The sequence below is a fragment of the Rhodococcus sp. P4_F3_2 genome (genome assembly GCF_056401335.1).
In genome coordinates this window covers 1-12,089 of record NZ_JBFUJN010000012.1, presented here as the reverse complement: position 1 = coordinate 12,089, position 12,089 = coordinate 1, and the positions used below count along the sequence as shown (strand labels likewise).

At 53.1% G+C, this 12,089-nt stretch carries 18 protein-coding genes; 3 read left to right on the top strand and 15 right to left on the bottom strand.

The window, feature by feature from the left end; genetic code table 11:
- Positions 1-3 precede the first annotated feature (3 nt).
- The 6 genes from AC1DWA_RS14120 to AC1DWA_RS14095 all read right to left on the bottom strand — a co-directional run bounded on the left by AC1DWA_RS14120 (position 4) and on the right by AC1DWA_RS14095 (position 2,376).
- Positions 4-897 (bottom strand): toll/interleukin-1 receptor domain-containing protein, encoded by an 894-nt coding sequence (locus tag AC1DWA_RS14120; protein ID WP_218748413.1) that lies wholly within the window; start codon positions 895-897, stop codon positions 4-6.
- Between the two features lie 28 nt (positions 898-925).
- A complete protein-coding gene (locus tag AC1DWA_RS14115; protein WP_477845837.1) occupies positions 926-1,066 on the bottom strand; it encodes a hypothetical protein in 141 nt (46 codons plus the stop codon).
- A complete protein-coding gene (locus AC1DWA_RS14110; protein ID WP_477845838.1) occupies positions 1,063-1,482 on the bottom strand; it encodes a DnaJ domain-containing protein in 420 nt (139 codons plus the stop codon). Before AC1DWA_RS14110 ends, AC1DWA_RS14115 begins: the two co-directional genes overlap by 4 nt.
- Positions 1,483-1,655: 173 nt before the next feature.
- Positions 1,656-1,871 (bottom strand): helix-turn-helix domain-containing protein, encoded by a 216-nt coding sequence (locus AC1DWA_RS14105; RefSeq protein WP_477845839.1) that lies wholly within the window; start codon positions 1,869-1,871, stop codon positions 1,656-1,658.
- Positions 1,871-2,110, bottom strand: a complete 240-nt coding sequence (locus AC1DWA_RS14100) for a hypothetical protein (protein ID WP_030537810.1) — start codon at positions 2,108-2,110, stop codon at positions 1,871-1,873. Before AC1DWA_RS14100 ends, AC1DWA_RS14105 begins: the two co-directional genes overlap by 1 nt.
- Positions 2,110-2,376, bottom strand: coding sequence for a hypothetical protein (locus tag AC1DWA_RS14095; protein ID WP_030537811.1), 267 nt, complete (start codon positions 2,374-2,376; stop codon positions 2,110-2,112). Before AC1DWA_RS14095 ends, AC1DWA_RS14100 begins: the two co-directional genes overlap by 1 nt.
- A 654-nt stretch (positions 2,377-3,030) precedes the next feature.
- Here AC1DWA_RS14095 and AC1DWA_RS14090 point away from each other — a divergent pair.
- A complete protein-coding gene (locus AC1DWA_RS14090; RefSeq protein WP_477916737.1) occupies positions 3,031-3,381 on the top strand; it encodes a hypothetical protein in 351 nt (116 codons plus the stop codon).
- A gap of 161 nt (positions 3,382-3,542) precedes the next feature.
- Here the strand turns inward: AC1DWA_RS14090 and AC1DWA_RS14085 are convergent, their stop codons facing one another.
- The 8 genes from AC1DWA_RS14085 to AC1DWA_RS14050 form a co-directional block, all read right to left on the bottom strand.
- Complete coding sequence (locus AC1DWA_RS14085; RefSeq protein WP_477845841.1) at positions 3,543-4,037, bottom strand: hypothetical protein; 495 nt, start codon at positions 4,035-4,037, stop codon at positions 3,543-3,545.
- Between the two features lie 52 nt (positions 4,038-4,089).
- Positions 4,090-4,371: a hypothetical protein gene (locus tag AC1DWA_RS14080; protein ID WP_477845842.1), complete on the bottom strand. Its 282-nt coding sequence runs from the start codon at positions 4,369-4,371 to the stop codon at positions 4,090-4,092.
- Positions 4,368-4,607, bottom strand: coding sequence for a hypothetical protein (locus AC1DWA_RS14075; RefSeq protein ID WP_477845843.1), 240 nt, complete (start codon positions 4,605-4,607; stop codon positions 4,368-4,370). Before AC1DWA_RS14075 ends, AC1DWA_RS14080 begins: the two co-directional genes overlap by 4 nt.
- On the bottom strand, positions 4,607-5,197 hold the full coding sequence (locus tag AC1DWA_RS14070; protein WP_477845844.1) for a hypothetical protein: 591 nt from the start codon (positions 5,195-5,197) through the stop codon (positions 4,607-4,609). The genes AC1DWA_RS14075 and AC1DWA_RS14070 overlap by 1 nt, the downstream gene beginning before the upstream one ends.
- Positions 5,190-6,092, bottom strand: coding sequence for an HNH endonuclease signature motif containing protein (locus tag AC1DWA_RS14065; protein ID WP_446696064.1), 903 nt, complete (start codon positions 6,090-6,092; stop codon positions 5,190-5,192). The genes AC1DWA_RS14070 and AC1DWA_RS14065 overlap by 8 nt, the downstream gene beginning before the upstream one ends.
- Positions 6,061-6,708: a hypothetical protein gene (locus tag AC1DWA_RS14060; RefSeq protein WP_477845845.1), complete on the bottom strand. Its 648-nt coding sequence runs from the start codon at positions 6,706-6,708 to the stop codon at positions 6,061-6,063. Before AC1DWA_RS14060 ends, AC1DWA_RS14065 begins: the two co-directional genes overlap by 32 nt.
- Positions 6,709-6,911: 203 nt before the next feature.
- Positions 6,912-7,883: an ERF family protein gene (locus tag AC1DWA_RS14055; protein ID WP_477916735.1), complete on the bottom strand. Its 972-nt coding sequence runs from the start codon at positions 7,881-7,883 to the stop codon at positions 6,912-6,914.
- Between the two features lie 41 nt (positions 7,884-7,924).
- Positions 7,925-8,194, bottom strand: coding sequence for a hypothetical protein (locus AC1DWA_RS14050; RefSeq protein ID WP_148209195.1), 270 nt, complete (start codon positions 8,192-8,194; stop codon positions 7,925-7,927).
- Positions 8,195-8,516: 322 nt separating this feature from the next.
- Between AC1DWA_RS14050 and AC1DWA_RS14045 the strand changes: the two genes are divergently transcribed.
- The gene (locus tag AC1DWA_RS14045) at positions 8,517-9,233 is read left to right on the top strand and encodes a replication-relaxation family protein (RefSeq protein ID WP_477845847.1); all 717 of its coding nucleotides are present in this window, start codon (positions 8,517-8,519) and stop codon (positions 9,231-9,233) included.
- A gap of 1,314 nt (positions 9,234-10,547) precedes the next feature.
- Here the strand turns inward: AC1DWA_RS14045 and AC1DWA_RS14040 are convergent.
- Complete coding sequence (locus AC1DWA_RS14040) at positions 10,548-11,150, bottom strand: hypothetical protein (RefSeq protein WP_477916733.1); 603 nt, start codon at positions 11,148-11,150, stop codon at positions 10,548-10,550.
- A 432-nt stretch (positions 11,151-11,582) separates the two neighbouring features.
- On the opposite strand from AC1DWA_RS14040, the gene AC1DWA_RS14035 reads away from it, so the two are divergent.
- Positions 11,583-12,089, top strand: a 507-nt coding sequence (locus tag AC1DWA_RS14035) for a GIY-YIG nuclease family protein (protein WP_477916731.1), incomplete at its 3' end; no start/stop codon positions are given.

The following is a 12,089-nucleotide window of genomic DNA, read 5'->3' as shown; positions in this document are numbered from 1 at the left end:
GAGCTATTTGCTATGAGTGGCGTCGTCTGACTGTGTAGGCAAGAAGTGATAGGAGATATTCAGCCCCTCCTTCCTGAGTCGGGCAACAAGGTCGTCCAGGATTCTTCTGTGCTTCCTGTTGTAGGTGTCGCTCATGCCCACTTCGTATGTGTCGATTCCATCGACCATCCCTAGCCACATCATCTGGGTGGGCTTGATCCCCGACTCATTGAGGACGCCGAGGATGTAAGAGTCCGCGTCCCCCTTGGTGCGCGGCCCAATAGCCCAGTCAGCCTTCGCGAATCGTGGACCGTTGACGGGTTTCGGCGGAATGTCTCGCTGAATCTCACGGACGATGGTCAGTACCTCGTCAAGCATCTCTTCGGATGTGCGGGTTGACGGCTTGGCTGGATTCAGGGCATTGACGATGCAGTCGTTGAATCGCTGTTCGTACTCGGGCGACCACGCTCGATTGAAGGTTCTTTCTTTAGTTGACCAGTCAGCATCGACTCCCTTCGCGATTGTCTTCAGGATCTTCATGACGCCCTCTTGGTTCAGCAGATTGCCTTGAAACTGCTTCAAGGGGCTAGTCACCTGTGACGGAGACGTGAAGTTGACCAGACTGGGCATCACGCGAGTGGTCGCGTCAGACAGGGCCTTTGAGAGCGCGCCTGCCTCGAAGTTGAGCCACGGAGCGTTCTGGTTTTCGGGAGTCACGACGATAATCCCGAAGGACGTTCCGTCTAGCTCGCGCTTGATGTCGTCAAGTGGACGTGCACCGGCCTCGATGTCGAGATCAGAGACCCACGGTGTGGCGCGGTCGAACATCTCAAGTAGCAGGTCATGCCATACGCGTGCGATGGACTTTGCTAGGTCGCCGGACCAGCTAATAAAGATCTTGAGATCGTCGTCTGCCATGCCGGAACAGTACCAATCCGACCAGTCCCTACGTGTGCCAGATCAGCACTGGAACGATGAACAGCGACAGGTAGAGGGTTCCAACGATGATCACGGCGGTTACCAGGAACATCGCGATCCATCGGCCGGCTAGCTTGAGTGCGGGGATCAAGTAGGGGAGAAGGTTCATTTCGACTCCCGTAGCTTCTTGGCTCGGTCGTACGCACGGGTTAGTGTCTCGAACTCTTGTTGCGATCCGCCTGCGTCGGGATGGACCTGTCTTGCCCGACGACGGTATGCCGTGTTGATTTCGTCGAGCGTCGCATCTTGATCGACCTCTAAAACGTCCTGCCATGGCCGTGCGGTGTACGGGGTGACGATGGCAGACGCTGGAAGCGCTTTGAACCCACGAAACGCCGCATTGACCATTTCCTTTGCGCCCCATCGTTCAAGCCCACGGAGCGCTTCGACAGTCTTCTCGATTGCTCGCATGTTCTCCGCGACAGTGCGCCATTTGTCGCAGGGAATGCACTGCTGCTCATCGTTCAAGGTGAAGTAGACGGCTACGGCTTGATCGTCGGGCGCGCGTCGTGATGCGTAAGGCATTCCATCTCGTCGGAGTTCGATGTTGGTCGACAGCACTACGTCTCGGGCACCAAGCAGTGATAACTCCCTGCGGATTCCGTTCTGTGCCTGACTTTGTGTGACTTTGAACTGTGACTGTCTTGGTCGATCTGTGCGCGGCCAGTCAGCAGGCCACTGTAGGGGATAGGCGTCAATCATGCCGCCACTCCGTCATCCTGGTGCCCGTCATAGATGTAGAACCACAGCGATCCCTTGTCGTGGACACTGCGGATCAGGTGACCTTCGTGCTTCAGATCGAGGACGCGAGCGGGGTAGCGCCACGCAACTTTGCGGAGTTCAAGGTTGCTGACCTTGCCCTTGGCCTTGAGCAGTTTGAGGATCTTGGCTGTGTGAGTTTCCTTGGTAGCCATTACGAATTGACCCGTCCATCTGGTGACACCCCGACGTACAGCCGCGACTCACCATCTACGTAACCGCCAACCCAACCCTCGGCATAACCTGGACACATTGCTGCATCTGGTGGGTAGACGTAGTAGTCGTCAGCTCGGTACTCCACGCCATAGCGATGACAGAGGTTGCGTAGTGCTTCCTCTTGAGCAGTGTTGATCTTGTAGCGTTCGGGTTCTTCGGGGGAGGGGAAGCGTTCCATCAGTTGCTCCCTCGCTGAGGTTTTCGTTCAACCCATGGGAGGCGATCGCCTTCATCGCCGTTTGCTTTGGCGACGGCCAGTGCATCTGACAGACCCCTCTTGATGCCACGCAGACGTCCACGTACTTCGTGAAGTGCCGCAACGTCTGGTGTGTGGGCGAGTGCGTTGGTTGCTTCGCCCAGCAGTAGTTCAATGTCAACGCGGCCCAACGCAATCCAGTACTGGCGCTTGCCGGATGGTGCGATTTGATCGTGTCTGAATCTCATAATGGTTCTCCTTATTAAGTTGTGTACTCGCTGACACAGCTGGACGACGAGCGGGTGTATAGCAACTAATAGTGCGTGGTGCGCTGAATAATAGTTACGCTCGACGGCCAGCAATGCCAGCGATTTGTCAAGAGAAAAGTTCTTCACTTGACGGCTTTGTATTTCAATGTGCTGCTACCTGTGGATAACTCGGCGTGCTGCGAACCTGTGCTGCAAACTTGACTGCGATAGCAGGATCATTGTCTAGTGACGAGCTTCGCCACGTTGCAGGCGGTGTGTCAATGAATTTCGGGGCTTGAAATCTTGCAACTATGTGGTGTGCTCGGCTTTTGAGTCAGTGACCTCTGTTAGACGGCGATTTCATGCGGCGCACAATCTACGTTCGAGGGCGCACACCATCGCGAACTGTGACACCCGAACCAATTTATGGCCGGTCATGAAATGGTTTTAAGCGGCAGGGCCTTCTTCGTGAGCCTGGACTGCGAAGTCTGCGTCCCGCATGCTGGTAGCGTGGTAGACAGCCTCGACTTCGTCGGTGATCTTAGTCATGAACCCGACCTCGCTCTCATGAACTTCGTGCGTCTTGTCTCTAAATAGAATTACTGTGATGATTTTAGTCATGGATGACTCCTTCGTTTATACTTAATCTTATATATGCCAAGACGTCACTACGATCTCGATGAAGTCCTTGCTCTAGCCGAAGCCGGCAAGTGCGCTGCTGAGATCGTGGAAGAACTTGGCCTGTCTGTGGGGGAGCGTGCGATCCAGAAGACGGTGAACAAGTTCCTCGGCCCTCGGCCTAAGCGCGCTCCTGCACTGTTGGGTGATCGGCTGCGTCGCCGTGTCGTCGCTTGGATGGTCGACAGTGGTCTGAACGAGCATGTCTGCTTCGAGTGCGAGAAGTTCTCGGCTGCGCCATGCTCGATCCGTGAACTGCGCCAGGACGACGATCTAGGAACTCTGGTCTTCGTCTGTCGCCATTGTGTCAGGGCTGGTGATTGCTAGTTCGGTCGCCAGGTTCTTGTCCTGAGCCGTCTCCGCTGTCGCAACGATGAACTTGTAACTTGTACCGCTGTGGTCCCTGATCCAGATGCAGCGGAAGCCCTTGTTGTAGTACTCGCCGCCATCTGCGATTACCATCTCTGTGGTGGCAGGGGTAGCCATAGCTAGTCCTTCTTCACCCGCAACGTGCCCGCTGTGAGGTCGAGCTTCTTCTCTAGCTCGGCTATGGAGAGTTCGGTGATCTCTTCGGTTGGGGTGTCTTGCTTGACTGTCCAGTGCCATGTCTTCGCCTCTGCGACGGTGTACCACGTCTCGGCCGAATCAAAGTTGTCCCAGTCGCTTTTTAGGAAGACATCTCCAAGCACCGCCAGCACCTTCGCTTCGTCGCCATCCGGATGAACGATGATGTCGCCAACTTCGAGGTTGTCGAGGCCCTTCTCAGCTAGGACGAGCTCCGAGGAATCAAATTTTTCAACACACCCATCACGTTCGACCGTGACAGTCTGTTTCGCGACGTTGCCTAGCTGATCGAGTGACATCTCGACGCTCGTGACGAGCCATTCTTTGTCGGCACTCGGCCTTGCGATCGCCCTTTCGATAAACCAAACGCCCTTCTTAAGCCGAACCTTCTGTCCTGGTTGAAATCTCCTTGCTGTCATACCACCTCCTTCGGTGTCTCTTGGTTGTCATTTACTGGTTGGTGTTCTGCTGTCACGCTGCGGCCTGACGCTTCCCGTGAGTGGCGCGCTTGAACTCGTCGTACTCATCGAGGATGTCTCCGAGATGAACTGTCACGTCTTCACCAGACTGTGTGGTGAAGTGGATATGCGGGACTGCGCTGGTCGCTGCTGGCTTGTATCCGTTGTTGATCGTGTACCACTGAATCGCCTTGAGGTCAGTTGCGCGGAGGTCTCCCGATTTGGTGCGCTTTGGCTGACGGTTGGACTGAGATTCACTCTCGATCTGTAGTCCGAGTTGAAGTTCCTGGGTCACTTGTTCGCCTTCTTGTGCTTCTCGATGAGCGAGTTGAGCTGGGCGATTTCGAGCCGACGGTCTTTCCCTCGGTACGTGAACTTCGGCAGACGCACGCCTAGTTTGCGCAGGTACACCGCCTTCATCGAGACCTGTTGCTTCGTCAGGTTCATGGCCTTCGCCACGTCCTCTGCGCTCTCGCTGTTGATGAAGGTGATCACGAACTCGCGATTGTTGATACGAGTCGGGACTCCCATTACGCGACCTTGGTTGCCTTCTTAGCTCGCGTGACAGGGGTCTTTCGTGGTCGTCCTGCAGGTTTCTTCATAGGGGCCTTGGCAGTGCGTTTGGCCGGCTTTTTCGTGCTGATCTTGAATGCCTCGAACTGATCCAGCTCGTCTTGCGTCATGTAGGCAGGTTCTACGGCGAATACCTCGACGAAGTAGTTCGGCTCGTCTTCTACCGCTTTGCGGGGGTAGGTGAGCGACTTTCGCCCGTCTTCTAGCGTGTACTTGATCTGCGAGTTGTCCAGCGCGATGTAGTCCTGCGTACCGTCGTCACATTTCTCTTGTACGAGTGCGCCTTTGGTGAGTTCTGGTAGTTCTTTGGTTAGTTTGAATGTTCGTCGTTTCACTTGATCACCTCCTTCGGTAATTGGTTCTAATTGCTCTATATCAACAGACCAGTTTCGGCTGGTCTGCCCATATCCTTTGAATCCGTGAGGCCATTCGACCTCAACTATTCTCCGATTGATCACTTCTGTAACTGTCCCGGGCAGTCCAGCAATCGATCGACCTTCGAACTCGCCGATTCCTCGAACACGTGTTCCTACGTCAAATTTACTCATTTGTTGGCTCCTTCTTTCCTCGTTTACTTATTCGTCCACCTTTCGCACCTGCAATTTTGGCTCGTTCTTTCCCAGATATACCGTCAGTTCCAATCTCATCTGATCCGAATCCTCCTGGGTTGCTGAACGACCGAATATAGTCGCTGGCCTCAATCTCTGAGTTAAACGAAGCACCCTTGTAACGTTCAGTCGCTTCGACTCGGTACTTGCCCCGAGCCTTGTCGTAATAAAAGAAGTTCCTCTTCTTTCCAAGCTTCAAGGTTGTTATGGGTTCCGGCGAAAAATCGTAGATGCGCCGTCGTATGGTCTTCTCTGATACTCCGTTGAGTCTTGACAAGTCTCTGACCACATAGCCATCCAAAACAGCGGCGAGCATCTGACCTCCAAGTTGATTCATCACTTTGCTAGTGTTGTCCACCAACGAGTTCTCTGCCGCATGAAGCGCGTTCTCGATGTTTGTTACCCACTCTAGGTTCTCGACCCTGTTGTCTGTCTTGTCGCCGTTGATGTGGTTTACCTGGGGTTTGGCATCGGGATTCGGGATGAAATGGCGTGCAACAACCCGATGTACTTTTTCTGTGCAGAATTTGTCCCGACTACCTAGGTGTGCTTGCCACCGTAAATAACCCTTCTTATCCTTCTGGGGCCGAGCGAACCCGCCATTCTTGAGGATGATACTGCCATCCGAAAGGATGGTGTAGGACTCGTCTTTGTCATACGGTCGTGACGAGATATCTTCAGGTTCTATGTTTCTTCCGTTGAGGCCGCCGATCCGGCCCAACCTCTTGTAAAAGTCTTCTCCGTAAAGTTCCTTGTTCCTCTGGGCAGCTTTCTTCCCACCCGCTGGTGTCCCGGAGATGCAACTACCCTCTCTTCCATTGCTTAAGTTTCTCAATGAGACGTCTTCGGGTCTGGGCTTTGGCGACAGTGCCTTGCACGTCCGCAGTCTGCAGTGCTCGAACTGCCTTTGGAAGCGGCATCACGATGTCTTCTAGCGCCTGCATTCGTCTGTTCAACTTGTCCATTGCTGTCTGACTGTCGTTATAAGCATCGAGGAGTAGTTGTGCGGATATTCCATCCTGCTGTACTGGCTGACCGTCATCTACGCGGGTTGGGGATGCATAGTGTATTCCCCTATCGTTTTCTCCTACGATAGTCACACCGGATTTGACGAGACCGCCTTTTGCTAGCCGACGGGTCGGCTTGGTAACATCGGCAGCTGTCTTTTCCTCAATCTTGGCCGCCGTCTTTGACTGCGTGATTCGGCTATCTTGGATCTTGACCACAGGTCGCTGCGCGGGGTTCATTGCCCTCTTGGCAGATACACGCTGCGCTTGTGCGTTTCGGCGTCTCTGGAACTCTTCCCAGGTCTTCGCCTGCCGGATGAACTTGACCGTGGACACCTTGTATCCGGTTTGCATTGCGATTTCTTCTGGAGTTGATTTCTTTGATCGTGCAACGATGCTGTCGAATTTATCCTTATTGATCTTGGTTGAGCCACTTGCTGGCATAGTTGGTTTCTCCCGAGGTCTCCACCTCTCTAATTGTTATTGCGCTGGTTCGTTTGAACTGCTTGGTGCTGCGAGCAGCGTTCCTATCGCTTGCAGCAACGACTTCTCGTGCTCTGACAGCAGTTTAGGGTTGTCCAGTTGAACGGCGGCTTCCATCTCGTATTGACGAACCTCCCGTGGATCGTTCCACCAGGCGAGACTCATTACGCAGTCTCTACCGGGGGAGTGATGCTGTCATCAGTCCACTCGGGTGGTAGGTCATACGTTCCCGCTTTGATTTCCTCAACTGCTTCAGCAATCGCAGTGATCTCTTCTGCCGTGCAGTTCTTGAGGAAAGGTTTGCTCGTCCCGAACTTGCTTCCAGTCACGTGACCTACCAGGTTGCGCCTGGCCTTGTCCGAAATAGGTAGATCCAACATGTGTCGTTGGAGGTTCAGGACTACATCGTCCTTGCCTGATGTCTTCACGATGATCTCGTTCGGTACAACTTGGTCGCGATCACCAGTGAATACAGGTGTGGCAGGCGTTTCGTCGCTCCTCAAGATTCGTGCTTTCTCGGACACAAGCTTGCGTAGATTCGCGATCGCTACAGTTGCGTGGTCCTCTGTTCGGAGGGACACGAGACGAGTATCGATCTGCTCCTTCGGGAACTTCAGATCTACGCACAGTTGCCGGATCTCGCTGATCTGTTCGTCGGTGGGTTTGGCCTGTCTGTTGGCGGCCTTGTTCCCGTCGTCGTCATCGTCCTCTGCAGATAGTCCGAGAATCGCCATCGTGGTCTGTCGCCGTTGATACGTGATTGCTGAACCGAGTCCTTGAGGATCGTTCTTGACCAGTAGAAGGTCAGTGTCGTGCATTACTCCGACACCTGATTCGTGTACCAAGTAGCTGCGGAGGAAGTGCTTGCCGTCCTTCGACATCACCCACTGCGTGAGTGCTAGTTTGTGCTTCGAGAGCAGTGGCAGAGCGGCATTTTGGACGTCTGCAAGTTCGGCGTAAGTATTGCCGTAGTGTGCGTTCTTCGCGCCTTTGATGACCGTCTTAACCTCGCCCTGAAGCTTTWCAAGAGCTGCTGCGATGGCTGGTGGCATTAGAAGGGGAAGCTCAGGCGTGGCCGGCATCTCTGCTGGCTTCTTAACCTCGCTTGGTTCTTCCTGATTTTCCTTTTCTGCCATCTGCAATCTCCTTATTAAGTTGTTTGGTTATCTTGGTCATCTTAGAATCTTGGAAGCCGCTTATTGCGTTTATTGCGGATTTTGTTAACCGCCGCTTCCTCTTCGATACGTTGTTCGATCTCTGCGATCTCTGGATGGTCGCGAACTAACTCGTTGAACACCATCGATCTGCTGACCGCAACCTCTGTCGTTGACTGTCCTTTTCGGTACTCATCGATAGCCTTTAGGCGGATCGGATGAACTGAAATTGATGTCGGTGTGAGTGCGTCGCCCCATTTTCGGGCTGGTTTAACCCATGTCTTCTTGCTCATATCTATAAATCTTTCTTCAAGTTATCCACAGCCCCCTGCTTATTGTCTGATGTAACGAATCGGTTAGTCTGTCCAGCTCACATTGTGCTGCGTTGATTCACTAATTACTATGAGCCAAACACGTAAATTATGCAATAGCGAAATGTGGCCTGTGGAAAACTCAGTTTGTGGCTCTTTATGGTTAAATGTAAGGGACATGGACTGTGTTTTAACTAGCTACGAACCGGGCGCTAACACGCAGGGTGACAACACGCCTACAGACGCGCTGAACAGGGGAGATGCTCTCCCGCCTGCTGCAGCTAAGTACCTGTATCTTGATGGTATGGAACTTCTTCTGCGTGACGCTGACATCATGCGTGCTGTGGCACGCTTCGGATCTCTTACAACCTCGCAGATTGAGGAGATGTTCTTTCTTGACCTAAAATCCCGGACGCCAGTAACTCGGACACTCAAACGACTTACCGATCAAGGAATGCTTGCTCGCGTGTCAGTGCGACTACCAAGCAACCGGACAGGCGGTAGTCCGATGGGCTGCTTCCAAATCGGCCGGACTTCTTGGAGTTCCTTTAACACTGGACGCTATCGACCTGTGCGGGATCAGATGAAATTGATGCACACGCTGTCAGTAGCCGATACATACATTGCGATCAAACAGGCTGAGCGAGAGAGGTGGCTCGACGTCCTGAAGGTCGGGATCGATCAGCATGACGCGTGGGTAATGGTGGCGGGTGCAGACCTTCGTCCTGACTTGTACGTCGAGCTTGGACTTCGGGAGAAGCGCGAGCGAGTGGTGCTGTGGCTTGAAGTGGATATGGGCAGTGAACGACAGAAGCAGATCCTCGAAAAAGTCGATCGTTACAAGTACGCGCTCGAACATTCGGCAGAGTACCCGCTAGATGTGTTCCCTAGCGTGCTTTTCCTGGCCTGTGACGAGGCGCGGGCAGATGAGTTGAGAACTATCCTCCGTCGTGCGCCGCAGACTCCTGAGGGCTTTATATCGGTTGCGCTGCTGTCGAGTTTTCCACAGCTCTTGAGGTAGATAGCACAACGCTTTGACTATTGGTTATTTGCGGGGGTGGTGAGACAATAGGTACAGAGGTGGTGACACCTGAATAACAACTCAAAAGCTGGAGACAATTCAATATGGACCAAATCAACATAGTAGAGCTACGAAAGCAGGGCTGTAACTTCTTTCCGATCGATCGTGAGACGGGTTCTCGAATCGGGTTAGAGCTGGGGCATCAAGATTTAGCATTAGCCAGTGGGCGCGGTTCCACCAAAGTTCTAGGTACCGTGACCGATCAACGCAGTCAAAAGAGATATGAAATTCGTGGATTAGGGTGTGGCCTCCCGCGTTGCGTTTGCGACGCATTGGCGACGGTGATTGATCATGTCGAGGATTGAAACCAGGTATGGTCTTACAGAATCAACAACAGGTGAGATCCTTGAACTTGCACCGCTGAGTAGGAAACCGCGAGTACGTGCGAAGAGACGTACAGCCGGCATCCCGCGAGGAAATAAGCATCTGTCAGATTCGGTATGGTTCGTCGGCCTGCTCGGCATGTTGATCGGCGCAATTGGCCTGACCAGCTAAAAGCAAAGAACCCCGCTACTTGGCGGGGTTCATCTTGTCTGAGGCACCCTTGCGGGCGGGGCTAGGCCTCCTATACATATTACGACGATCGTAGTTCATCATGAAAGTTTTGTGGCGTTTCAGGTTCTCTGCGAGATCAGCTTGTCTTGCTGCGTCTGTGGTGGGTGACGGCGTTTGAGGGATGACGATGCGTCTGTTGGTAAGAGGGAGTTGTTTTTCGTTATCCACCATGCTGTCTTCAGTATGGCATGAGGCGGGGGATTGTGGAATATGGAAAACGTCAAGTATGTGAAAATTTGCCTGACTGTGCTTAAATGGAAACAACCGAAACGCTAACCTAGACAGCTAGCGGAGTAGGGGGTATAAGAAAATCAAAAACAGCCGCTTCATTTGCGACTGCTGTGTTTATTTTGGTTTAAACGCTAACCTAGACACTCTCATTATATCAATGTCGATTACTTATGCAAATACCTTTACGAGAAGTCAGTTCGCAGTCTGATCAAAGCAAAACTGTTGGAGTGCTATCGAAGTTTCATAGAATTGCCCGCTCTGTCTTACCTGACAACGGGCGACCTGCTGAGATTTTGATAGTGAACGTCTAAACAACGTAACGAGTGGTGATACTAATGCCGGGCACCGTAATCAATCGAGCCGAGCAAGCATGGGGCCTACGTTTGAAGCGATCTTGTAAGGGAGGGACTCCGAGTTTCTAGCTGGTGCATTGCAGGGGTATAGAGGACGGCATTGCCTTTTGTAATTTTATATCTCTTCATCGTCAGAACTTAGAAGTGGAATGTTTGTTATGTTACTACGGGCAATGCCCATCATTCGGATTAGTTTGCTATTCAGTTCTTTTTGGCACTCAGAGGCTGAATTGTAGTCGCTCTGATGGATGCTATGAGTCTTGGTGAGCGATTCGTGTAAGATTTTTATCTTTGCAAGAATCTGTCCTGAGTGTTTCTGAATGCCCCGCAGAGATTTCCTGGTTTCCGAGTCTGTGACTAGTAAGTTTGCGTCCGATAGTGCGTTGTCGAGGTCTCTCTCAGCATCGATCACGGCCGTATTCAGGGTCTCGACACGCGTCCTTTTCTCATGCGCATGATTATTGATTCCACTTGCAGCAAACAAAGCAGCTATAAGATCTTCGCAAACCTGATCGAATTTGGATGAAGACTTCCAAATTTGCGCGACAAGTACCGCCTGGTTATGGCGTGATTGTGCGTCCAGTTGCAGTGTGAGTCGGTCGTCTGCTGCTGCCAAATTGGCTGAGTGAAGTGTCTGCTCCCGCGCTATTTGTTCAGCAGCCTTTCGGCGAGCCTCATCAGCATCGGCACGCGCAAGTTTGGTCTGGTAAAGAGACACGCTAACCGCAGTAAAGGTGAGTACTCCACCGAACCAGGCTGCCAGTGAGCCCCACTGGTCGGCACCCCACTTTCGCTCGTGCGACCAGTGTAGTAACAAACCGAAACCGACACCTACGAGGAGGAGTCTCCAGTACGAGAAGCGAATTGCCGTCGAAGGGATGGTAATCGGGTAGAACCAGGTATCGCGCACATAGTTACYGATCAATTCGAGACGTGTCGGAGGTGGCGGCAATGGTGGCGGGACCAAGCAGTTGGAAATCGATTCATCAAGGTCTGTCGTGGCGTGAAGTACGAAATACTCCGCCGCGTTCACTGCGTACGTGCGAGGGTATCGCTGGTCCTGGGACGTCACTTCATCGGTCACCCGCTGATCTAAGCAGATCCGACCGACCGTCCTTCACTGTCTGACCACTATGCGAACATCCTCGCTATGAACCTGATCCCCACCACTGACGCCGCCGTGGATGAAAGCGGCCTTTACCTGGCAGCGTCTCCACACACTCGCGCTCAGGTTCTGACGAGTCCGTGCCCCGTGCCGGCCACTCCAGGTGTTTACGGCTGGTGGTTCCGAGAGTTGCCCGCTGAGATCAACACGTCAGGGTGTGCGAAGAAGGACGGGCTGACCTTGCTGTACACGGGGATCAGTCCATCAGCGCCTCCCACTAATGGAAAAGCACCGAGCAAGCAGACTCTTCGGACTCGGATCAAGACTCACTACAGGGGCAATGCCGCAGGTTCGACGTTGCGGCTGACTCTTGGGTGCCTGTTGTCCGATCAGCTGGGGATCGAGCTACGTCTGGTTGGTTCGGGCAAACGGCTGACGTTTGTTGCAGGTGAGAAGGTGCTGTCCGAGTGGATGGCTGAGAACGCATTGGTCTCGTGGGTTCTGAACCCCGAACCTTGGGTGTTGGAGCATCAGCTCATCTCAAGCCTGGAC